Annotated in this window: 20 protein-coding genes and 1 pseudogene; 12 read left to right on the top strand and 9 right to left on the bottom strand. The window is 57.0% G+C overall.

The genetic code is table 11. The features are described from left to right. The first annotated feature begins 6 nt into the window (after positions 1 to 6). On the top strand, positions 7 to 957 hold the full coding sequence (locus AF71_RS18435) for a LysR family transcriptional regulator (RefSeq protein ID WP_169682479.1): 951 nt from the start codon (positions 7 to 9) through the stop codon (positions 955 to 957). A 32-nt stretch (positions 958 to 989) separates the two neighbouring features. Here AF71_RS18435 and AF71_RS18430 read toward each other — a convergent pair whose 3' ends face one another. Beyond that, positions 990 to 1,457, bottom strand: a complete 468-nt coding sequence (locus AF71_RS18430) for an NUDIX hydrolase (protein ID WP_169682477.1) — start codon at positions 1,455 to 1,457, stop codon at positions 990 to 992. A 250-nt stretch (positions 1,458 to 1,707) separates the two neighbouring features. On the opposite strand from AF71_RS18430, the gene AF71_RS18425 reads away from it, so the two are divergent. Further along, positions 1,708 to 2,298: a pyridoxamine 5'-phosphate oxidase family protein gene (locus tag AF71_RS18425; RefSeq protein WP_169682474.1), complete on the top strand. Its 591-nt coding sequence runs from the start codon at positions 1,708 to 1,710 to the stop codon at positions 2,296 to 2,298. 134 nt (positions 2,299 to 2,432) lie between these two features. On the opposite strand, the gene AF71_RS18420 is transcribed toward AF71_RS18425, so the two are convergent. From AF71_RS18420 to AF71_RS18410, 3 genes are read right to left on the bottom strand one after another with little or no spacing between them, the layout of a single operon-like run. Further along, on the bottom strand, positions 2,433 to 2,780 hold the full coding sequence (locus AF71_RS18420) for a hypothetical protein (protein ID WP_169682472.1): 348 nt from the start codon (positions 2,778 to 2,780) through the stop codon (positions 2,433 to 2,435). A 48-nt stretch (positions 2,781 to 2,828) separates the two neighbouring features. Beyond that, positions 2,829 to 3,512, bottom strand: a complete 684-nt coding sequence (locus AF71_RS18415; protein WP_169682470.1) for a hypothetical protein — start codon at positions 3,510 to 3,512, stop codon at positions 2,829 to 2,831. Further along, positions 3,509 to 5,947: an arylsulfatase gene (locus AF71_RS18410; protein WP_169682468.1), complete on the bottom strand. Its 2,439-nt coding sequence runs from the start codon at positions 5,945 to 5,947 to the stop codon at positions 3,509 to 3,511. The genes AF71_RS18415 and AF71_RS18410 overlap by 4 nt, the downstream gene beginning before the upstream one ends. Positions 5,948 to 6,491: 544 nt before the next feature. Here AF71_RS18410 and AF71_RS18405 point away from each other — a divergent pair. From AF71_RS18405 to AF71_RS18360, 10 genes and pseudogenes are all read left to right on the top strand, one after another. Beyond that, entirely contained in the window at positions 6,492 to 7,592 is a 1,101-nt protein-coding gene (locus AF71_RS18405) for a GSU2403 family nucleotidyltransferase fold protein (protein WP_169682466.1), read from the top strand. A 470-nt stretch (positions 7,593 to 8,062) separates the two neighbouring features. Next, the gene (locus AF71_RS18400) at positions 8,063 to 8,608 is read left to right on the top strand and encodes a transcriptional regulator (RefSeq protein ID WP_169682464.1); all 546 of its coding nucleotides are present in this window, start codon (positions 8,063 to 8,065) and stop codon (positions 8,606 to 8,608) included. A gap of 165 nt (positions 8,609 to 8,773) precedes the next feature. Continuing rightward, complete coding sequence (locus AF71_RS18395; protein ID WP_169682462.1) at positions 8,774 to 10,546, top strand: adenylate/guanylate cyclase domain-containing protein; 1,773 nt, start codon at positions 8,774 to 8,776, stop codon at positions 10,544 to 10,546. 637 nt (positions 10,547 to 11,183) lie between these two features. Next, positions 11,184 to 11,843, top strand: coding sequence for a helix-turn-helix transcriptional regulator (locus tag AF71_RS18390; protein ID WP_049809254.1), 660 nt, complete (start codon positions 11,184 to 11,186; stop codon positions 11,841 to 11,843). A 232-nt stretch (positions 11,844 to 12,075) separates the two neighbouring features. Next, a complete protein-coding gene (locus AF71_RS18385) occupies positions 12,076 to 12,672 on the top strand; it encodes a response regulator (protein ID WP_025659561.1) in 597 nt (198 codons plus the stop codon). A 375-nt stretch (positions 12,673 to 13,047) separates the two neighbouring features. Then, complete coding sequence (locus AF71_RS18380) at positions 13,048 to 14,796, top strand: ATP-binding protein (RefSeq protein WP_169682460.1); 1,749 nt, start codon at positions 13,048 to 13,050, stop codon at positions 14,794 to 14,796. A gap of 19 nt (positions 14,797 to 14,815) precedes the next feature. Next, positions 14,816 to 15,056, top strand: a pseudogene (locus AF71_RS18375) (transposase); the annotation flags it as partial. A 553-nt stretch (positions 15,057 to 15,609) separates the two neighbouring features. Then, positions 15,610 to 16,623, top strand: a complete 1,014-nt coding sequence (locus tag AF71_RS18370) for an ABC transporter substrate-binding protein (protein WP_029792636.1) — start codon at positions 15,610 to 15,612, stop codon at positions 16,621 to 16,623. A gap of 88 nt (positions 16,624 to 16,711) precedes the next feature. Further along, a complete protein-coding gene (locus AF71_RS18365; protein ID WP_169682458.1) occupies positions 16,712 to 17,530 on the top strand; it encodes an ABC transporter ATP-binding protein in 819 nt (272 codons plus the stop codon). Positions 17,531 to 17,545: 15 nt separating this feature from the next. Continuing rightward, positions 17,546 to 18,427 carry an ABC transporter permease gene (locus tag AF71_RS18360; RefSeq protein ID WP_018859091.1) on the top strand — a complete coding sequence of 294 codons (882 nt, stop codon included), beginning with the start codon at positions 17,546 to 17,548 and terminating at the stop codon, positions 18,425 to 18,427. A 723-nt stretch (positions 18,428 to 19,150) separates the two neighbouring features. Here AF71_RS18360 and AF71_RS18355 read toward each other — a convergent pair. The 5 genes from AF71_RS18355 to AF71_RS18335 all read right to left on the bottom strand — a co-directional run bounded on the left by AF71_RS18355 (position 19,151) and on the right by AF71_RS18335 (position 23,335). Next, the gene (locus AF71_RS18355; protein WP_169682456.1) at positions 19,151 to 20,560 is read right to left on the bottom strand and encodes a sensor histidine kinase; all 1,410 of its coding nucleotides are present in this window, start codon (positions 20,558 to 20,560) and stop codon (positions 19,151 to 19,153) included. A 1-nt stretch (position 20,561) separates the two neighbouring features. Further along, positions 20,562 to 21,230: a response regulator gene (locus tag AF71_RS18350; protein WP_018859089.1), complete on the bottom strand. Its 669-nt coding sequence runs from the start codon at positions 21,228 to 21,230 to the stop codon at positions 20,562 to 20,564. A gap of 193 nt (positions 21,231 to 21,423) precedes the next feature. Next, positions 21,424 to 22,170, bottom strand: coding sequence for a phosphatase PAP2 family protein (locus tag AF71_RS18345; protein ID WP_246733730.1), 747 nt, complete (start codon positions 22,168 to 22,170; stop codon positions 21,424 to 21,426). A 112-nt stretch (positions 22,171 to 22,282) separates the two neighbouring features. Then, positions 22,283 to 23,059 (bottom strand): hypothetical protein, encoded by a 777-nt coding sequence (locus AF71_RS18340; RefSeq protein WP_169682452.1) that lies wholly within the window; start codon positions 23,057 to 23,059, stop codon positions 22,283 to 22,285. Between the two features lie 12 nt (positions 23,060 to 23,071). Next, positions 23,072 to 23,335 carry a hypothetical protein gene (locus AF71_RS18335; protein ID WP_169682450.1) on the bottom strand — a complete coding sequence of 88 codons (264 nt, stop codon included), beginning with the start codon at positions 23,333 to 23,335 and terminating at the stop codon, positions 23,072 to 23,074. Positions 23,336 to 23,350: the final 15 nt, after the last annotated feature.

Here is a 23,350-nt window from a genome sequence, read left to right as displayed (position 1 = left end):
ATCGTTATGAAGATCGATGAACGTCACCTGATCCAGCTTGCTGCCGTCGTCAAGACTGGCGGCGTGACGGAGGGCGCGGCCCTGCTCGGGCTCGCCCAGCCAGCCGTATCGCGCACACTTTCCATGCTGGAAAAACGCGTCGGCGAACCGCTGTTCATCAAAGGCCGGCGACCGCTGCAGCCGACGCCCTTCGGCCTGGCACTGGCAGAGCATGGCTTCGTCATGCTGGCCGCCTCCCGCAAGGCTTCCGATCTCCTTGAAAGCTTCCGAGTTGGCAAGAGCGGCGTCGTGCGCGTCGGCGGTACGCCGTTCTTCATGGATGCCCTGATCGCCGGGCTCTGCGCAGAATTCCAGGCACACCATCCCGATGTGCGCATAGATCAAAGCTACGGCTATTTCCCAGATCTGCGCGCCGCATTGAAAGCCGACCAGATCGACCTTGCCATCTGCCCGATCGACATTCTCGACGAGGGCTCCGGGCTGGAATTCCAGCAAATCCTGCCCGGCCGCAACGTCATTGCCTGCCGCGTGACGCATCCGCTGCTCTTGAAACGCCGGCCGCAGCCGAGCCATCTGCTTGATTATCCCTGGGTCGCCCCGCCGCCCGGAAGTCCACTGATGACGGACCTTCGCGCGCTGCTGCTCTCCTTCGGCGCGACCGAGATCAAGATCCGCTATTCAGGCGGGTCGCTTATGGCAGTGATCAACTATCTGAAATCGGCAGATGCGCTGACCGTGATGCCGCACAGCGTCGTTTTCGCGCAACGCAAGGAAAAGACGATCACTGCCCTGCCCGTGAACATTCCCCACCCGGAGCGGGCGCTGGCGATCCTGAAGAGGACGGACGCCCCAAGGACGCCCGCCGTCGAACAATTCGCCTCCTTCATCCGAACCGGCTTTCAGGATCTCCGCCACCTCATCAAGCGCCATGAAGAGGCTGTCATCTGGGGGCTTTGAACAGCTTTGCATTACCCGCCGAAACAAGGCTCCTAAACTTTGGTGTGGCAGTCAGTGACAGAAAGGGCGATCGAAATCAGACGGCGCAAGTCCGGATGGGCAACCTCATTCGCCGCAATCGATGCGGGTAGCCAACGTAGGATGCGTTGACCCTTCTCGGGAAAATCGTCGAAGGTCGTGGTAACGCGAATGCGATACAAGCGAACACGAAAGATCGAAGAGGTTCCGGATTTTTGGTAACTGAAGGATCCAACCGGATCTCTCGTCACGATGCCACGAACGCCTGCCTCCTCAAAAGCTTCGCGCACGGCACCCTCGGATGCAGTCTCCCCAGATTCCATGTGCCCTTTGGGAATACCCCAGTCTCCGGTACGACGGCTGGAAATAAGCAAGACCTCAGGCTCGCCACCAGACTCAACCTGGCGAAAGCACAGTGCGCCTGCCTGTTCGACCGTATCTTCAGGGGAGCTGCCAAGCGCCGGTCGGAGTGGAGTTGTCATCAATATGTTGCGTCCTGACAAAAAGAGCGCCGGTGATCTCGGTCATGTCGAATCAGCTCGCGCCATTTATGACAGTTCCATTACGAACTGTCTGCCGGCCACGATCTCAAAAGCCATTGAGGCGCGTCTTCGAAGACATAATTTTTCTACCGACAATCACGCGAAGAACTGTTTTCTTCTCGGATCACAGGCGCGCTATTAAAGGATAGAGCGAGCATGAGCCCCCAAGGTTCTGGCAGGAGCCAATAATTTGGATATCGAAGAAGAAGCAAGCCTGCTCGAGGTGGAAGCATCGGCGTGGAGCGAACTTGAGAAAGGTGCCCTCAGTCCAGAGTCAAGTTTCAGGCAGGTGAGCCTGTGTTCGGTCGACACATCGTTGCGGCCGCAAGCACGCATGGTCGTGCTGCGAAAGGCAGACAGACGTGGCCGCCTCTTGGAGTTCCATACCGACATTCGAAGCCGAAAGTGGAGCGAGATAAAATCAAATGCCTGTGTCACGGTTCTTGGATTCTGCAGCCGAACCAGATTGCAGCTTCGTCTAAAGGGGACGGCGACGCTTCATGGACCTTTCAGTGAGCAGGCAGAGGAGGCTTGGACAAAGCTGTCGGAGTGGACCCGTAGAACCTATACAGGTGGACCGCCCGGAGACGCATTGGGCAATGACACACAAGTGCCCATGGCTGCATCAGGCGACACCACCGGGAAAGCGGTTTTCGGAATACTGACCTTCCAGGTCGAAACATTGGATTGGTTCATGTTGGAGCGGGACAATAACCGAAGGGCCGAGTTTATCTACAATAACACGGGCGTACTGGTGTCCGCTCGCTCGATCAATCCTTGAGTAGCCGGTCGAGAATTTGCTTGAAGAAACGGACATATGCGACTGTAAACATGCCGACTGAGCCGAACCCGCCACGACCGTGGGTCGAGATGGTCGCATTCAAATACCGCTTGGCCAGACTGTCGCGGCGAAACTCACTTGATCGCACCGCCCCACCAGATACGTGCCAGCAAAAGCGAAAGGACAGCATGCAGGACCACAGCTGGCCAAAGCAGAATACCGGTCATTCCGTGAGCTAAACCGAGATAGGCGAGATAGAAGGTCACAAGGATACTGTAAGAGAGCATGCCCTCAAGGGGTTTGCTCCGCCAACAGGCGATCCCCAGTCCGATCAGCGCGATGCCGGCGACACGCGCGGCGGCCGCCGCCACGCCGACCAGGGCCTCCCCAAGCAGAAGTTCACCGACGAGCGCGGGAATGGCGACCAGCGCCAGGCCAGTCACAATTTCACCGATGGCCGCGACAGCCAGTGCCCTGTTCATCACGCCGATCCTCCTCTCGGACAGCTGGGTCACGAGGACGTGGCAACACTAGCACGGTGGCAGCGGATAGTATCCGCAGGCTGGCGGCGGGTAGTAGGGCCGGTAATAGGGACGGTCGTAGGCGGCCGCGGCCGCACCAGCGGCAGCCGCTCCGTACCATGCTCCCCGATAAGCAGTTCGTCGTGCCACACCCGCAAACGATCGCGGGGTCCTCGGCATGCCAATAATGTCGATGAAAATCGATGCCGGGCCATCTGCCTTGGCGAGGCTGCCCTCCAGTATATCCACTTTGAACGTCAGGTTCGCGCCCTCGAGCTTCGGTTCCTTCAAGACGACGACGGCGTCCTCAACGCTCGACGCGTCCTTGTTCAGCACCGAGACGGTGGCGTTTGGCGGATCCTTCTCGAAGCTTCCGCCCTGAGCCCACTCTTCCAGCAAGTGCGTGGTCAGCGCATGTCCGGCGGAGCGCACCGGTCGGTCGGCGAACAGGATCGAGTTGTTGGAAATGCTCGTCAGCGTCAGCGTGTCGCCCTTTAAGGTCGCACCATCGGAGTTCATTACGATAAGCGACGGAACCAGTTCCGTCTTCTGCGTGCTCGAGGTGCCAATGGACTTCGTCGCTGGCGCGGTGATGGCATCCTCGGCGATCGACGTCGACGACGTCAGAATGCCGAGGTTCGCGGCTACACCAAGGGTGATGCCAAGGGTGATGATCGTGTGCTTGAGGCTCATTGGTTGCTTCTCCCGAGCTCAAAGGTCAGCTTGTCGATCTTGCCGGTGAACTTGAATGGTGTGTCGTAGCGATATTCCAAGAGCGCCACGCCTGTGCGCGTATCAAGGCCGACGTCGAAGGTCTCGTCCTCGGGAAAAGTCACCGGAATGCCATGTTCCAGGGAGTTGCGGGCCACCTCCTTTCCGTCGACGGAGAGGACGCCCATGCCGCCTGTACCGAGATTGGTGCCGTCCGCCTTGTAGTCAAAGGTGACCCGGTGTTTGCCTACTTCCAGTTCGGGGCCTTCCCACATGGTCCGCTTGAGGTCGAGCAAGTTGTAGAGGAAGACCACCCTGCCCCGGCCAACGCCGAAATCGCCCTTGCTCAGGAACAGGCCGTAGCCGCCGAAGCGGCCGCCTTCCGTGACGATCATGCCCTCCGCACCGCCCTCGGGAATATCGACATCGGCGGTGATTGTGTAGGATTTGTTCATGATGTCGGGGGCCGCACTCGCTGGCACGCCGCTCAGTTCTCCGGAATAGCTGAATTCCGTTCGACCGGCCGTGAGGTTCGGGCGTGGCGTATTCCAGCGGGTAAGCGTCGAGTTGTCGAGCGGCAGCACGTTGTACTTCTTTGCCTCGGAGTAGAAGAGGTCCTGCATCTGTTTCAGCTTGTCGGGCGAGGCTGACGCCAGATCGTTGGCCTCTGTCGGATCATCGACGACATTGTAGAGTTCCCAGTTGTAGCCGGTAATCACATCAGGCGGCGTCTTGGTGCTGAGTTCCCATGGCAGCGTGGCCGGCGTCGTCGCCGCCACCCAGCCGTCGTGATAGATGGCGCGGTTGCCGAGCATCTCGAAATATTGGGTCTCGTGCCGTGTCGGAGTATTCGCGTTGGCCTTGTCCCAGGTGTAGACCATGCTGACACCCTCGATCGGACTCTGTGGAATGCCATTGATCATGTCCGGCGCCGAAATGCCTGATGCCTCGAGTATGGTCGGCACGATATCGATCACGTGGTGGAACTGACGGCGCACGCCGCCGGCGTCGGTGATATGGCCGGGCCACGACATGACGACGCCCTGCGAGGTTCCCCCGAAATGCGAGGGCACCTGCTTGACCCACTTGAACGGTGTATCCATCGCCCAGGCCCACCCGGCCGCATAGTGCGGGAAGGTTCGCTCCGAGCCCCAGAAGGGATACCAGAGGAACTGGTCCTTGACCGGCACCGAGACACCGTTGAAGGTCGTGAACTCGTTCGGAGTGCCGTTGACCATGCCCTCCGCGCTCGCCCCATTGTCGCCGCCGATATAGATGATCAACGTGTTGTCGAGTTCGCCGAGGTCATCGACCGCCTGGACGACGCGCCCAATCTCGTGGTCGGCATAGGCAAGATAGGCGCCGTAGATATCCGCTTGACGGATGAACAGCTTCTTCTCATCGAAACTCAAGGAATCCCATTGCGGCAGGCCGTCCGGCCAAGGGGTCAGCCTGGCATCCTGAGGCATGATGCCGAGCCGCTTCTGGTTGGCGAAGATCGTCTCCCGCACCTTGTTCCAGCCGTCGTCGAACAAATGCATGTCACTGATCTTCTTGATCCATTCTGGCGTCGGATGATGAGGCGCGTGGGTTGCGCCCGGCACGTAGTAGACGAGCCATGGCTTACCGGGGGCAATCTCCTTCAATTGCTTGATGTATCCGATCGCTTCATCGGCCATTGCCGTCTCGAGGTTCCAGCCCGGATTGCCTTCGAAAGGGTAGATGGCTGTGGTGTTGCGATACAGGTTCGGTTGCCACTGGCTAGCATCGCCACCGACGAAGCCGTAGAAGTAGTCGAAGCCCATGCCGTTCGGCCACTGGTTGAAGGGTCCCGCCTGGCTCGACTGATAGGACGGCGTATTGTGGTTCTTGCCGAACCACGACGTGGCATAACCGTTTTCCTTCAGGATGGTGCCGATGGTGCCCTTCTCGATCGGGATAATGGAATCGTAGCCGGGATACCCCGTCGCGATTTCACCCACGACCCCGAAGCCGACCGAATGATGGTTGCGTCCGGTGATCAGCGCAGCCCTCGTCGGCGAACAGAGCGACGTGGAGTGGAAATTCGTGAAGCGCAGCCCTTCCTTCGCGATGCGATCCATCGCGGGCGTAGGGATCACCCCACCAAAGGTGCTCGGTGCACCGAACCCCTGATCGTCCGTCATGATGAGCAGCACGTTGGGCGCCCCTTTTGGTGGCACGATGCGCGGGGCCCACCATGGTGTCGATTCCGACGCCTTCTGCTTTATTGCGCCGCCAAAATTCGGATCGGGCGAGGGAAGTTGTTTTCCGGTAATGGTGGTGGTGGCTCCGGGAGACCCTGGCGTACCCGTTACCTGTTGAGCCCAAGCCCATCCTGGGACACAACCAAGGGCTAGGAAGCCCGCACCCGCAAGCATGCTCCGGCCAATTTTCATGACGCCCCCCCTGCCGCAAACATCGCAAGGCACGATTATAAATTAGAGGTTGCTAATTTGCATCAATTAATTCGTGCGCCAAGGGCCGCGAACCCATTGGGATCCATAGCTCCGAGGACTTGATACCGGTTATCTTGGGCTAATAAGTTGACAGAATAGGGAACCCTTGATTTCGCTGAAACGGTCAACGAATTTTTCTTGAACTGACGGCGAATTGTTTGGGGACGCCGCCGAAAGAAGCGCTAATCCGCCGACGAACAAGAACGACAAATGTTGACACTTTGGCCAAGGGGAGAATGGCCCAGCGCCGCGATACAAATGGCGTGAGACATGGCCGGGAGTAGGCCATGAGGACTACATCGCCTTTGACGGCACCCGCGAGTTCGGCCACGATCCTTGAGTACCCGATCGAGGTCCATCAGCGCGGCCAAACGGCGACTATACTAGATTTGCGGAAACAGTATAGACCGCCAGCTGGGCGATGCAGGTTGCCCAAACGAGTTGGCTATACTAGATTTGTGGAACTGGTATAGGAGCCGATCTCATGAAGCAAATTGACCTCATGTTTCGCACGATGGTAGCGGAACTCCAACAGCGGACGTTCGATGCTCAATGGTCGGCCGACTTTCCTCCGACGGGTCGCTTCGTCCCGGTAACAGTCGATAATCGCAAATACTGGTATTTCGATGAACCAGACGGCGCGGGCGGTCAAAAGCGGCGTTATGTCGGACCTGCTGACGATACCGAAATCTCCGCTCGGGTCGCAACGTTCAGGGCTGAAAAGGACGATTACCAGAACCGGCGAAAAATGGTATCAGCCCTGACGCGCGAAGCCGGTATGATCGCGCCGGATCGTTTCACGGGCGCGGTCGTCGAGGCGCTGGCTGCAGCCGGTCTTTTCCGGCTTCGTGGCGTCTTGGTGGGAACGGTCGCCTTTCAATGCTATGCGGCATACCTTGGCGTGCGCCTACCAATGGCCGCGATCCTGACGGGTGATGCCGACATTGCCCAAGATTACGCGATCTCGGGAGAAGTGGCAGATTCCATGCCGCCAGTTGTGGAACTGCTGCAAGGGATCGATCCGTCATTCCGGGCGCTCCCGCACATATCCGGATCGCCCCGCTCTAATGCTTTCCGGAATGATAGCGGCTACCGCGTCGAGTTCCTGACGACAAACCGGGGATCGGAGGAATACGCTGATCAACCGGCGAACATGCCCGCGCTCGGCGGAGCTGCGGCGGAACCGCTCCGATACATGGATTTCCTGATCCGTGATCCGGTCCGAACGATCCTGCTGCATGGTGCCGGTGTCTCAGTCGTTGTGCCCGATCCGTCGCGGTTCGCGGTCCATAAGCTGATTGTCGCTGGTCGTCGCCTCAATGATGCCGGTGGGCGGGCAAAGAAGGACAAAGACTTGCGCCAGGCCGGAATGCTTTTCGAGGCACTGCAAGAAACTGCCTATGGTCGGGAACTGGCTGCCGCTTTGCGTGAGGCGTGGGGTCGAGGGCCGTCATGGAGGAGTGCGATCACGGCGGGCGTTGATGCAGTTCACAACCAATATGAACCGGCCGTCCATCACACGTTTGGCATTCTGCCGCTAGAGGAAGTGGAAAAGGCCCGTCTATCCAATGAGCATAACGTCTGACGGGTTGCTCATCGCGCATTGATTTGCAACGGAAAATTCAACTTGAAGTCAATACACTTTATACTTTTATTAACAATCAGCAATACACTCAACTGCATCGCGAGTTGCCAAGAAACGATGTTTTGATTTCGGCACCGCCGAGATGGTCGAAGCACCCATCGATGCCTTGTGCTCAAATCGTGCGATGCTAGCTCATCAAACTCAAGCAGCTAGGCAAACCCCGCGACAGCCAGGGCCCAACCGCTTCGACTCGGCTATAGGTAGTCCGGCACTGGACGCGACACGCAAGAATGCTGCCCATCCCTACCAGCAAACCGAAAAACACTGCTGGTGAGCTAACGTGCCCCAACTATGGTCGTGAGTGACGTGCACGCCTTCGAGCAGGGCGAGCCATCTGCCGATCGAAGAGAAAGGGCTCCGACAGCGGACTCGGGATTGCGACCATTTCCATCACGCCCTACCTACTGGCGATGATCGTATTCCTCGACTTCGAAGCCTCCTCCCTCAGCAAGCACAGCTACCCCGTCGAGATCGCCTGGGTCTTCGAGGATGGGCGCTCGCGGTCATTCCTGATCAAACCGAAGTCCGGATGGACGGACTGGTCCGCAGATGCAGAAAAGATTCACGGTATTTCGCGCGACCGCCTGCAGGAAGATGGAAGCGACATCGAACTCGTCGTGGGGGAATTGATGGCAGAGCTTTCGGGGCACGAGCTTTATGCGAGTTCGCCCTCCTGGGACGGGAAGTGGCTCAGCGCACTGCTTCGGGGTGGAGGAAAGCCACGCCATGCATTGCGGCTTCGGAAATCAGACGATCTCTTCATCGAGGTGGCGTCTGCCATCCTTGGCGCCGATAGCGCAAACGTCGATATTCCGGGTTTCGTCGCCGATGTCATCGCCCAGTCGGAACCTGTCAATCCGGCTCATCGCGCCCTTCCCGACGCACGCCTCGAGCTGAAACGGCTCGGGCTTGTCCAGGCTGCCGCCAGGAAAATTGCGGCCTCCTGCCACGATTGACGCGTCCGTTGCTGCAAGCTTTGCCGTTGCTCCAAAGCAGACATCGTCGGCGAACAGGTTGTAGGTCGCAGATGCACCAGAGAACCTGATCTCAGAAGAGATCGCTCCGAGCGGACGTTCTCCTGTCTCTGTCTTCCTGCTATCGTGGAGATGGGGGATGACCCTATGAGCGAGAATCGCAAGCTGGCTGCAATTCTGGCCGCTGATGTAGTCGGATATAGCCGGCTCGCCAGCGAGGACGAAGATCGCACCCTTGCAAGGTTGCGGGCACTGCGCAGCGACCTGATCGATCCAACCATCGCCGTGCACAATGGCCGCGTTATCAAGCGCACCGGAGATGGAGCGCTGGTCGAATTCCGCAGCGTTGTCGATGCCGTGCGCTGCGCCATCGAGGTACAGAATGGCATGGCCGAGCGCAATGCCGGCGTTCAGCAGGATCGGCGCATCGAGTTCCGGATCGGCATCCATCTGGGGGACGTAGTAGAGGAAAGCGATGGCGACCTGATGGGTGATGGCGTCAACATTGCCTCCCGTCTCGAGGGTATCGCGACCCCCAGCGCCATTTGCCTGTCCGAGGATGCCTATCGCCAGGTCAAGGCGAGGCTCGATCTCTCCGTCAGCGATCTTGGAGTGATGCAGCTCAAGAACATCGCCGAGCCCATCCGGGTCTATTCGCTTCAGGTCAGTGCCGCTGCGGAGGCAAAGCCAGCAGTAAGCGCAGGCGCCGTGGCTCATGCTCCGGCCGAATCGCCGCCTGAGCTTTCGATTGCCGTGCTGCCCTTCGTCAACATGAGCGGCGATGCCGAGCAGGAGTACTTCGCCGACGGCATCTCCGAAGATATCATTACTGCGCTATCGAAGCTGTCGCAGCTGTTTGTCATTGCTCGCAACTCATCATTTACTTTCAAGGGCCGGAGCGTGAACGTGCAGGAGGTGGGGCGCAATCTCAACGTGCGTTACGTGCTGGAGGGAAGCGTTCGCAAATCAGGCAATAAGGTAAGGATCACCGCGCAGCTCATCGATGCGACCACTGGCGGGCATCAGTGGGCTGAGCGTTTCGATCGCGACCTGAGCGATATCTTCGCGGTGCAGGATGACGTCACGCAGCAGATCGTCGGTGCTTTGGAACTCAAGCTGACGGCGGGAGACCAGCAGCGCCTCGCGGCCGAGCAGACACAAAATCTGGAGGCCTATGACTGCTTCCTGCGGGGTCGTGAACACATGTGGCGGCTCACGAGAGAGCAGAATGTTGAGGGCCAGCAATTGTTGCAGCGCGCCATCGATCTGGACCCCAACTTTGCCCCGGCCCACGCGTTCCTCGCCGTGGCGCAGGCACTGGCCTACGTCAACCCGTGGAGCCAATCGCCCTCGAAGTCACTGCAACAGGCGATCGTTTCTGCGACGCAGGCGGTCGCGCTCGACGATCGATATCCCTACGCGCATTGGGCGCTGGGCGTCACCAACTTGTACCTGCGACGACTTGACGTGGCCATCCGCGAGGCTGAACGCGTGATCGCGCTTGCCCCCAATCTTGCCGAGGGCCATGAAAGCCTCGGCAACGCTCTGCATTATGCGGGCCGGTCCGACGAGGCCCTCGTCTGTTTCGAGCGCGCAGTTGCGCTGAATCCATATTATCCCGACATCTTCCTGCACTTCCACGCGCAGGCGATGTTTCAGTTGGGCAGGTACGAGGAAGCCGTTGCCTTCCTGAAGCGTCGGCTTGTGCGCAATCCCGGCACCGACATCTCACGCGTGTTGCTAGCGGCGAGCTATGGTCACTTGGGCCGCTTCGCGGAGGCGCGCGAGGAGTGGGACGGAGTGTTCCGCATCAATCCTGATTATTCACTGGAGCACAGGCGCAAAGTGCTGCCCTACAAGAACCCTGCCGATTTCGAGCGCGTTGTGGACGGCCTGCGCAAAGCCGGTCTCACCGAGTGATTGACGCGGCAGTCTACAGCCTGCTCCGCGGCGGCGCTCATGCTTCCAGCGCTGTGGCGCAAATTGCGCCGACACCCGGAATTGTCATCAGTCGAGAAGCGAGGGCATCTTGCGTGGCGGGTATGCGAAGTTCCTTCTGAAGCACGGCGAGCTGTCCGGATCCGGCTGCTATGGGCTCAGACCGCAGATCCGCTCACCAAGGAGAAATTCAATGCCACTCCGATGAGCAACTGACAGCAAGGCCTTACCCATTGGGGTTAAGCGCCTGGTAGAACAGACTTCGGTGCATGGCCTTATCGACTGGAACCGAGGTGTCTTGGCGAGTCCACTGCACCGGGGCTGCCAATGAGAGAAGACGCCAGCAGCTCCAAACGCGCCGATGAGCGCTGAGACAGCAGCAGAGGTTCGCGCTAAGCCGCGCCGATCCACGTAGGTAAAGCTACGAACATACAAGTGGGAAAGCGGGATGTAAGAATGCTGTGCCACATCCACCGGCAAGGAGATTTCAAATGCGAATTTAGAGAACATTTCCAAGCGGTTTTTGATGGGCTACTTCAGACGCGGGCCGCCTTTGCAGACTACAGCCGAATGGCGGGTGTGGTGCGGATTCCGGCCAAGTAACTAGGTGCATTTCCGTATGACGCTGTTCGTTAAGCACCCTTGCACTGCTACGCTCTGCGCCGATCTAAAAAAGATATGCGACGAGGAGCATTTCAGATCGTATGCCGTCCTCAAATTTCCCGACGCTGGCACTGCCAATTTTTCTGACATGCTTATTGGCACAGATTGGTCAAAGGACGCCATTCTTCAAATATGCAAGGAAAGCGTTTTCCAAACGAAACTCCTGGATCTTGTCAAGTTTTCGACGTTGCCGATGGAAATGGAGCTAGAAACCAGAATAGAAAATTGCAACGATTCAGTATTCATCATGTCCAATTTGGGAAACAAACTTTACGCTTTCTGCATATACGACCCGGAAGACAGTAAATATCTATTAATATTTACGTCAAACCCGCATCAATACCATAATAGCAATTCTGTACTGATGAAGTGCCTTGCTGCAATTAACAGTTACTTCAGGCAATCCGTTGCCTCAAGACAAAGATCGCCGTTATCTCAACGCGAGATCGAGTGCCTGCGCTGGGCGGCGGCGGGTAAGACCAGTGAAGAAACTGCGATCATCCTGTCCCTGTCCGGATCAACAATTAACGCGTACCTAAAATCGGCTATGCGCAAGTTGAATGCATACAACAGGGTTCAGGCGGTCGTGCAAGCTTACAAACAGAAAGTCTTGTGACGCTGCTGTCCCCTTGCAACGCTACCACCCAACTTCAGCAATGCGCGAAGACTAAAGGCAAGCGCCGCAACGCTGGGCGCGCCGAGATCGGTCCCCTCAAATAGACGGCTTTAGCAGCTCAGCAACATGCGCATCGGTATGTTTACCTACCCGGCGCCTCTACCAATTGCAGATGGAAACGCGGTATCTTCCTGAGATTTCATTTTTAATGCAGTTGTGATGGTATTCGTAAATGGTTCAGCGAAATCCGGTCTATCTCATCGATGATGATGAATCGATCAGGGATGCGATACTGCTGAATTTGCACGTCGACGGGTTGATCGCCATGGGTTTTCCCGACTGCAACGCTTTTCTTTCCAGTCTGCCGAATTTGAAGCCGGGCTGTATCTTGCTTGATCTACATATGCCGACGAAGGGTGGGTTGGAACTGCAAACGGAGTTGACCAAGGCGTGCATTTACTGGCCCATCATTGTCGTCACCGGAACCAGAGATCTTGAGAGTTGCCGAGCGGCATTTCGCGCCGGCGCGGTCGATTTCCTATGCAAGCCCATTGGTGGCGACGAGCTACGGGAAGCGCTCAAGCCAGCATTTGCACAACTGGAAACACTCCTGGAACGCGACGAAGCGAGCCTTCTGGTGCATCAGCTCACGCTGAGAGAGCGGGAGGTATTCGACTTGTTGTGTCGCGGATTCGGCACCAAAGAGATTGCGAAGGTGCTTGCTATTTCCACCCGAACCGTCGATGCACATCGCGCCAACATTTCCACCAAACTGGGCACACGGTCCGTTGCTGAGTTCGTCCATATTCAGATGTTAGCATCCGTATAGGTAGCTGACTTGGGTGAGGAAGAAAGACACCGAGACGCCGCCGAAATCCGCTGCATCTCAATGAGGACGATGAATCGGTGAGGGATGCGATACTACCGAGTATGCAGGTCGACGGACTGACCTTTGAAGCCGGGCTATATCCTGCTCGACCTTCTTAAACCAATGAAGGACAGTCTCCTTCCCCGACCCTTCACGATCGAGGATTTCGCTGAGCCATTTCATTCCATCATCATCTGCCGCATCGAGAATAAATTCTTAAGTCAGCAATTGTTAGAGGTTGTATCTAGGTAAATATACCGATGCGTGCATTCGTCGTCAGCGCCACCTTCGCTCCCGACGACCTGTAACTTTATTCTAACTTCAGAGATTGCAAGCTTGTTTGCTTCCCAGCGATTGAGAACCGCAGTTAATTTGGCATTGCCCGCCATCCTGATTTGGGTCGCTCTGCAGTTTCTAGTTACAGTAGTATTGATATTTTTCCATATAGACAAAGTTGAGAACAACATTGCTTCCTACGCCCAAAGCCTTGAGCGTCTGGCAGTTAGTCGGAACAGCCAGAACTTTGGCTTCATGCAATCACTTACGATGGTAGCGGACGCTCCACGTAGCCGTTCTATCGCGTCTTTTACGAATCTCGCGGAGAACCTCCACGCCCGGTACCCGCAAATATCTGGCATAGCGTGGTATGAAATGGAGCCGGACGAGAAGGTGCGACTGAAACCTATCGTGCAAGTGCCCACCGAAAGGGAGAGCCCGATACTGAAATCTGCAAAGCTGCTTGAGGCTTTAGGAGGCCACCATGGTCAAGTGCAAGTTGTTGTTGATAGTAAATTACAGAACAAATACTACATTATTGAGCACGTCCGTAACTACAAAAATCATTTCTCTGTCATAATAACGATCGATTCTCGAGAAATGCTCAAGCCATCTTTAGTAGATAATTGCCCAAAGGTTACCTGGACGTCAGGAGAATTGACTTTGTTCTCCAATGTATCCACAAAAAGGAACAATTCGCTTATACTATCAACAATAGAACGCCGTATTGAGGTTTATATCGGCGATATATATCAAAAACCAAACGACAATTTCTTGAAAACGAGCATCAATGTCGAAAAACCAATCGCCTTGGACGCGATTTTCGACAACAGCATGCTGTACGTCTTCTCCACATTCTCCATACTTATAGCGGGTCTGTCTTCCTATGCTCTCCACCAAGGCCAGGTCACGCGGCGCCTGCGAGAGGCCGAGCGACTCGCAAAAGCGAATATAAACCGCCTTGAACTGGAAAAGCGGCACGAACATGCGTCGCGAGTCTACGCGATTGGGGAAATGGCGGCGGCAATTGCTCACGAGCTGATTCAGCCACTGACAGCCATTCTCATTAACAGCCAAACTGGTGTGAAGTTGATGGATGCCATGTCGACACCCCAGACGAACGTGACGAGTATTCTTTCCTCGAACGTGAAAGACGCGCAGAGAGCGAGCGAAATCATCAGAAATGTTCGAAGCTTCGTAAGCCCGAAGCCAACAGACACCGCCTGCACCGACATAATTGCGGCGATACGTGAGGTTGCCACCCTCATGGAAGCTTTATTCGCAGAGTGTGGTTTCGAACTCGCACTCGATTTCGACGAGGAACCGCTGCTTTGCAAAATCGGCAGAGTTGAATTCGAACAGGTCGTTTACAATCTCGTTCGCAATGCGTTGGAGGTGGGCGAGCATCTTGACGCCGAAGACCGGATTGTCGCGATCAGCGCTCGGCGTACTGACAATCGTATTTCTATCCGAGTACGGGATCGGGGACCTGGTATCGAGGAGATTATGCTGCAGAACCTCTTTGTCCCATTCTCGACGACTAAAGTTTCGGGTATGGGTTTGGGCCTTTCTCTTTCTCGCCGTATCGTAGAGCGTGCTGGAGGGGAGCTTTCTGGCAAGAACCATCAAGGTCGGGGAGCGATCTTCGAGATAGTGTTGCCAAAGGCGACGAGCGGGATAGCGTCGTCAAACCGTCGGCAGCCGGCTACAGCCGACGAGGCTCATGTCACCGCGAGACAAAGCAGTCTTAAAGTCGTTGATGTTGCCGTCGCTAGAAGGCAACCAAAGCGCCCACGGTCGTCCTGCTGAAATCGATATCGACTGGCGCGGCAAGCTCATGGAATGGGTGGAGAAACGGGGGATTGCATTGAGCCGCATCCAAACCGGGCAAGCCGAAGCAGAATGCCTATGTCGAACGCTATAACCGAACCGTCCGACATGAATGGCTCGACCAACACATCATCGAAGGCATTGAGGGGGCACCGAAATTTGCCACGCAGTGGCTATCAACCTACAACAACGAACGGCCCAGTATGGGCATCGGCGGCATCAAGCCCGCACCGAACTGAAATGGCCGCGTGAATTCTACCGCGGAGCTCCGTTGAAAACGAGTGGATTACCACTCGACGTGGCCGAGAAAACAGCCAATCTCGTAGGGATTTGGTCTGCGTCGGTGTCGCGGGCCGCGTTCGTCGAAGTCGATCGGATGCTGGAACTTGGCCCATCTATCGCCGATACCCTTTCGAAAGCGAGTCCGATGCGGCTGAGAAGAAACGCCATGCGTTTTCCCCGATCCGTTGACCGATCGAGATTGATCAGAAAGGTGTGGGGCCTGGGCCGGCACGTGCCGGGCGTGTGATGTTTTCTGGGCGGGAACGAAAACTCATCGAGGCCTCGGGGGTCGTGGCAATCGCAAATAACACCGGCCCTTAAAATCTCCGCACTCTGTCCACGATTATACGCTTTCGTAAGATTGTGCCTTTCTACGAAGGCCCTATCGCGCTAGCCGAACCACTGAAAGCTAGTTGAAAGCTTCGAGCGGCTACCAACGAGCTGCATCGTGGAGGAAGCACTTGTATCGTGATGACAGGCGATGCGTAACTCATACTGGAGGAGACCTTAATGCGTTCGTCACGCAGTCTTTTTAATAGCATCGCTGTTTCCGCAATGATCGCCGCCGCGTCGTTTGGTGCATCCACGGCCCGCGCCGCTGACAAGATCACCATCATGGTTGGCGGTTACGAGAAGCAGATCTACCTGCCCGCAAAGCTCGCCGAGTCCCTCGGATACTTCAAGGATGAAGGCCTGGACGTCGAGCTTCTGAATGAAGCCGCAGGCGTCGACGCCGAGAACCAATTGCTAGCCGGTGCCGTCCAGGGCGTTGTTGGTTTCTACGACCACTGCGTCGACCTTCAGGCCAAGGGCAAGTTCGTCGAGTCCATCGTCCAGTTCAGCCAGGCACCAGGCGAAGTTGAGCTCGTCTCCACGAAGCAACCGGACATCAAGTCGCCGGCAGACTTCAAAGGTAAGAGCCTTGGCGTAACGGGCCTTGGCTCGTCCACCAATTTCTTGACCCTCTACATGGCCTCGAAGGCTGGGTTGCAGCCCGGCGACGTCGTCACCATCCCGGTAGGCGCAGGCGCGACATTCATCGCCGCCATGCAGCAGGATCAGATCCAGGGTGGGATGACGACCGAGCCGACGATCTCGCGCATGTTGAAGACAGGAGAAGCAACTGTCCTCGTCGACATGCGAACCGTCGAGGCTACGCGACAGGCGCTTGGCGGCACCTATCCGGCGGCATCGTTCTACGTCGAAACCTCTTGGGCGGATGCTCACAAGGACGAGGCCCAGAAGCTGGCCAATGCGTTCGTGAAGACACTCCGCTACATCAACACGCACTCGGCGGCCGAGATCGCTGAAAAGATGCCTAAGGACTTCTACGTCGGCGACAAGGACGGGTACGTCAAGGCACTCGACCAGGGCAAGGGAATGTTCACGCCAGACGGCGTGATGCCGGAAGACGGCCCCAAGACAGTCCTGGCGGTCCTTTCGGAATTCTCGAAGAACGTCAAAGGCAAGCAGATCGACTTGTCAAAGACTTACACGACTGAGTTCGTAAAGAACGTAAAGTAAGTCACGTTGCGCCACTTCCGTCCAGTCGGAAGTGGCTCCCACCCTGGGCATCGCGTGTGCGCCCCCAAAACCACGCACAGGTATCACCATGAATCAGGACAACAAGCAGATCCCCGCGATCGAGCTGATCAATGTCAGCCGTCGCTTTGTTTCCCCGACCGGAAAGTCATTGACGGCACTGCGCGATTTCAACATGACGGTTGGCCGCGGAGAGTTCGTTGCGGTCGTCGGCCCAACGGGTTGCGGCAAGTCGACCACTCTCAATCTGGTCACAGGTCTTGCGAAGCCTAGTGCAGGTGAAGTTCGCTTGATGGGCGGCCCAATCAACGGCATAGACCCGCGTGTTGGCTTCGTGTTCCAGACCGACGCTCTCTTTCCCTGGAAGAATGTCCTCGACAACGTCATGTCCGGCCCGCTCTTCCGTGGCAAGTCGCGGACTGAAGCCGAGAAGGGTGCAAAGGATTGGCTCGCACGCGTCGGGCTATCCAAGTTCATCCATCACTATCCCCATCAGTTGTCCGGTGGAATGCGCAAGCGCGTTTCGCTCGCGCAGACGTTCATCAACGAACCTGAAATCCTGCTGATGGACGAGCCGTTCTCGGCCTTGGACGTCCAGACCCGCACTGTAATGCACGAAGAACTCCTGAAGCTTTGGGCGGACCGCAAGGCGTCGGTCATTTTCGTCACCCACGACCTCGAAGAGGCCGTCGCGCTCGCCGACAAGGTCTACGTGCTGACCGCAGGTCCGGCGACCGTGAAGTCGGTTTACACGATCGACCTGCCCCGCCCGCGCGTTGTGTCTGAGATCCGTTATGACCAGACCTTCATCGACTACTGCAAGACGATCTGGGACGACCTGCGGCAAGAGGTCGAGACCAGCTATAGGCGCGCAAGCGAAGCAGCCTAAGGGAGGAAATCAGACATGGCATACACGACTTTCGAGGCCCGAACCGCGCCAATCTTCTCCGCCGGCACCTCTGATGCCGAAATTGAAGCTACTGCGCTGAAAGCCATAAAGCGCCGGAAGAACCTCGTTCTCTTCTGGCAGGTATTTATCCTGGTAGCCGTCGTCGGCATGTGGGAGCTCTCCTCCAACATGCACTGGATAGATCCGTTCTTCTATTCGAGCCCCAGCGAGGTGATGCAGCGGCTCTACGAATGGGCGACCCAGGGGACCACCGAAGGCTCGCTCTGGTACAATCTCTGGGTCACAATGGAAGAAGCCCTGATCGGGTTCTTCGCGGGATCGATCACCGGCGTATTCGTCGGCATCGGCCTTGGCCGCAACAAGTTCCTGTCGGACATTTTCTCGGTCTATATCAAGGCGATCAACTCGATCCCGCGTGTTGTTCTCGCGCCAATCTTCATCATGATCATGGGCCTTGGGCTACCGTCCAAGGTTGCCCTCGCCTTCATCATGGTGTTCTTCGTGGTGTTCGCCAACGCCTTCCAGGGCGTCCGCGAGGCAGATCGCAACATGATTGCCAATGCTCGCATCCTGGGAGCATCTGACTGGCAAGTAACGCGCACAGTCGTGATTCCTTCCGCCATGAGCTGGATCTTCGCCAGCCTGCACGTATCCTTCGGCTTCGCGATTATCGGTGCGATTGTTGGCGAGTTCGTCGGAGCTCGGTTCGGCATCGGCCAGCTGATTTCAATCGCAAAAGGAACATTCGATGCTGCTGGAATGTATGCCGCGATCCTGCTTGTGATGGTCGTTACGCTTTTCGCCGAATTCATCATGACGTTGATCGAAAACAGGCTCGCGAAATGGCGGCCGCAACAGCACATCGACACGCAATAAGCAGCTAGTCCTCCCAAGGACCATGGGGCTGGGTTCGTACGGGCCCGGCCTCATCTATTTCTTACGTCAACCGCAATAACCTGTTGATTTAGAGCAATAGATGGCGATCATCAGACACCTGTAAACGCTTAGAGATTCCTCCTTCGCAGAGAGTCGTCGTTCAAATTCGGTGCCAGGCGACGGCATGTCTGAAGAATCAAAGCTACGAGGTCTCCGACCCGCCCACTGATCCAGCGCTGCAACTGGGGCAGCATCTTTCCTCGTGGGCAGCCAGCCCCTTGTAGGACCCTTTCTGATAAACCCTCCGCAAGGGCCACCTGCTGACGTAGACAAGCGCAGTGTGTCGTCGCTTATCGTCAATGCAGCGCCAGCATCGATAACCAGGACGGATCGATGCTTACCTATGCGTGTTATTCAGCTGCGCAGAGTTCCCCAGGGATGGATCCGGTCCATTGCTTTATCGACAGAATGCCCGTATATGTTGTGTAGTCGGTGGTTAACGTGGGTAATACCTCCCATCCCATGCGCCGACCGTTCCCCTCTGGAGGTTTCAAACCTCCACACCTTGGGCCTCGACTGTCGATGGCCCTATTTTTTTGGTCCTAGCCAACCATCTGTTGGACAGTCCAGCCTCCGGGTGGCTGAAGGGCCTTCAACTTGACGACCTTGCCCTGTCAGCCTGGTCTCCTGCGAGGCTGAGCATGTTGGGGCCTGCTAACACGCTCAGTGTTTGGCTCTTGCAGGCAGCCTAACCGTTACCACCAGTCCGCCACCCTTGGCACCATCCAGCCAAACGGTTCCACCAGCACCCGTCGCAACCTCAAGAACGATGGCTAGCCCCAAGCCGCTTCCCTCCCCTTCGGTGCCGATAATGCGATAGAAGCGCTCGAGGACGTGCTCGCGCTCCATTGGGTGAATTCCCGGCCCGTTGTCCTCGACACGAAGCACGGCTGTCCCATTTTGTCGCGTTACACCCACAGTGACCCGGCCAGGCGCAGGCGTGTAGCGGATGGCGTTGTCAACGAGGTTTACCAGCATCTCCCGCAACATGGTGCCGTCGCCCTCAACATCGACTGAACCATTTTCCTCCAGCCCGATGTCGATGCCACGGCGAAGCGCTTCCTCGGCTTGCGTGCCGAGTACCTCCCTTGCAACGGCGACGAGATCGACAACGTCTGTCCGTGGCCGTCTGCTTCCAGGCTCTGCCCGCGACAGGGTCAGGAGCTGACTGGCAAGCCGCGATATCTGGTGCGTGCTGTTGCGAAGCGCCTGCAGGGCCTCATCGCGGCGCTCTGTATTTTTCTCCCTTGCCGCAACGCTGGCCTGCGTTGAAATGAGCGCAAGGGGCGTGCGGAGTTGATGTGCTGCGTTCGAGACAAATCGCCTTTGAGCGGCCATTTGGTTCTGGACCCGCTCCATATGGTCGTTGAGCGCGAGAACCAGTGGGCGCAGCTCGGATTGTACCATCGACGGTGACAAGGGGTCGAGCCGATCTCGACCCCTCTCACGAACCGCATCGCGCAACCTAAGCACGGGAGCGAGCCCACGCTGGAGACCAATAATCGTGACAACGCCCGCGAGGAGTACGAGGACAACCTGCTTCGTGAAATCCGAGAACCACAGACGGCGCCGCAACGCATACTGAGCGTTGTGGGTGACCGCAACCGTCACGGCGATTTCGCCGTCTTTGGGGAGGCCAACGACCGGGTGATTCAACGTCAGCGCTCGTATCCCGGCGTTACGAAAGGCACGATCCTGCCCTACCCGCTCGACGGTCGGCAACGGTAGTTCGGGGAAGCCCGCGACGAGATTTCCCCAGGCCGTAATGACTTGGTAGAAGACTTGATCCCCGTATCCGGTATCGAACATTTCGATTGCCGCAGGCGGGATATCAACCTCAACTGTACCTCCTGCGTCAACGCGCACTGCTTCCGCGATGACGCGGGCCGAGGCAAGCAACGTATGGTCTGTAACAAGCTTCGATGCGGCGTCTGCGGTTCGGAAGCTGTCGTAAAGATTGAAACAGATCGCGCCGAAGAGCGTCAGGATCACCCACGCAAGCAGTTGCGCTCGCAGGCTTTCGCGAAGCCGCCTGAAAACCGACCGCGGATAGTTGTACCACGCCAGCTGCATATCACTGTGCATCTCGGAGCAGATAGCCTAGACCACGCAACGTCGCGATCTGCGCTGAGCTTCTCTCAAGCTTCTTGCGCAGACGGTGAACATAAATCTCGATTGCAGTCGGGTCGGCCTCGTCATCGAAACCGAATACGCTTTCGGACAGCGTGGCCTTTGACACCGTGGTTCCCACCTTCATAACCAAGTATTCCAGCACCGCGTGTTCGCGCGGAGTAAGGGCTAGCGGTTCACCGCCGATGAAGAACTGACGCGTTGAGCCAGCAAATCTCAGATCGCCCACCATGATTTCAGGCGCGGCCCTGTCTTGCCCGCGTCGTACGACCGCTCTGATCCTGGCTTCCAGTTCCGCGATTTCGAAGGGCTTTGCGAGGTAGTCGTCCGCGCCGCCATCAAGCCCGGCCACCCGACCGTCAAGGCTGGCATTGGCCGTCAGAATAATCACGGGCACCTTCTCGCCATTTTGACGAATGCGTTTCAACAGCGTCATGCCATCGATCTTGGGAAGGGAGAGGTCAAGAATGACGACCGAATAGCTCGCGACCTTGAGCATCAACTCGGCATCTTCGCCGTCGAAGGCGATGTCCACTGCATACTGGGCTTGCCGAAGCGCCTTGCCGAGCCAGTCGGCAAGTTCCTTATTGTCTTCAACGATCAGGATTTTCATAGTCTGTCCCTAGCACATGCGAGCCGTTTGTTGAATGCGAGAGTGCTTCAATACAAACCCCATGTGTGCACAAACCCCATGTGTGCGAGATAGCTCGATATGACCATCGATTGTCGGCAGCGGCTACGACAGGCTTTCGAGCGAACCCGCCAGAACTCCCGGATTAACACGCCGCGCCGTATAGGCTGGGCGTTCACCGCGGCCAGCCGACTTTCAGCTTGTCGGCAATCCGGGCTTCGACAATCAGCAATGCCATGAAGAGAATGATCGCCAAGAGCCAGCCAAGCAAGGCATCAGACGCGTAGTGTGCACCCACTGCGACACGCAAACCTGCCATTATCAACGAGCCTGCGACCAATGGCGGTCCAACCCACAGGCGAATACGGGACGGCAGCAGGAAGAGAAGACAGAGCAGCCACCCTGCCCCGGAGGCTTCGCCAGAGACAAAGGAACAGTTCTTCGCACACTCGCCAACGAACGTCCCGGCTGCTGCAAAATCGAAGGGGCCGCCGAAGAGGCTCGTCTGTACAGGCCGAGGTCTGCCCGAATAGGATTTCAGAAACCCGTTTACAATTAGCCCCGGCCCCAAGCAAAGGCTTACGATCGCAACCACCAGCCTGCCCATCGGAATGCGATTGCGAATTTCCCTTGAAAGAATGCCACTCGCACCGACCACGACAATCAGCGCTGCTGCTGCGTATGGAAGCACGTACAGGATCTGCCTTACGTGTTCGACGACCTGCAGTCGACGAAGTGGGAAGTACCCGCAGACAAAATCTGGAAGAGCTGCCTCACAAAGTGGGCCGGTGAAGAAGAACGAGGACACCTCGACGTCAAGGGAAGGATGGAGATAAAACGTGGCCAGCAACGCGAACCATGCGCCGATTAGTGCGAGTACTGCCGTAGCCGGAGGGGCTGGCGTATAAGAGGACTGGCCCATGTGCGCCATATTCAAATCTCAACGAATGAAGCCTGAGATTGTCGCGTATCCATCATCAGCCTGACAAACACCTGAACCGGCAAATCATACCGACGATTACCTTTTGCGACAGTTAACGGGTTGCTTCTGTCGGCTCGCTCGAGCTTTGGGACAGCGTCATATAGATCACGATACCGACGATCAGCCCGAGGAAGAGCAGGCTCGTGTAGGTCGTTCCGAAGCCCAACCCGCCGTATTCAAGTGGTTGTGACAGCAGATCACCCAAAGAGGCACCCAACGGGCGGGTAAATATGTAGGCAAGCCAGAACGCCACGATTGAATTAAGGCCCGCGAGGGCATAGCCCGCAGTAATAACGCAAATGACCACCACAAAGAGGAGGGCTGTGGTCAGGTAGCCGAAGTCAAACGTTTCCGCGATCAGGTCCCCCGCCGCCGTGCCCAATGCAAATGTGAAGAGGATAGCCAGCCAATAGAACGCCTCGCGTCGCATCGTATAGATCGTGTGGATCGACAGTGTGCGTTCGACCGCAAGCCAGACCGAAAACGTCACAGCGAGTGCGATTGAAAATCCAATGGTGGTTGCCTCGAGCGGAACCCCGAAATTATCAACCAGATTGTCCGTGATAAGCGTACCGACAATACTGATCAGCACAACCGCCGCCCAATAACTCGCAGGCACATAGCGCTTCTGTGCGAATTGCATTGCCACGACCGCGACGAGGACCACTGTCATGATGACCGACGTCACCGTCAGGCCCAGGCCGAGGTTGACTGCGAGATAGTCCGCTGCCGTCTCGCCCATTGTTACGGCCATGAGTTTGATCAACCAGAAATCAATGGTGACCTCGGGGACCCGGTTTACGGGGGCGGTCTGTGCCAGCGCTTTCATCTGCCCGCTCCTTTACTTGCCCATGATCTTCATTGCGTCGGCAAGGAACTTGTCCGAACGGATGTCATCGTCTGCATTGCAGCGTTCAACCGCTTTCGTTTCGAGGTCGTTGACCTTTTGCACGTCTGCGTCACTGAGCTTCGCCCCGGCCTTGGCAGCGCGCATGTCCTTCAGCATTTCTTCACAGGGAACGGCCGAATGCGCAGGAATGGAGAGAGCGAGGAAGCCAAGCGCAGCGACCCCGTTGAGAACAGCGGCGGCAACAATCGTTTTCATGATGAGTGTCCTTTG

Origin of the sequence: Rhizobium sp. 57MFTsu3.2, assembly GCF_012932765.1 — a bacterium.
GTDB classification, from domain to species: domain Bacteria; phylum Pseudomonadota; class Alphaproteobacteria; order Rhizobiales; family Rhizobiaceae; genus Rhizobium; species Rhizobium altiplani.
This window is presented reverse-complemented; position numbering and strand designations above follow the sequence as displayed.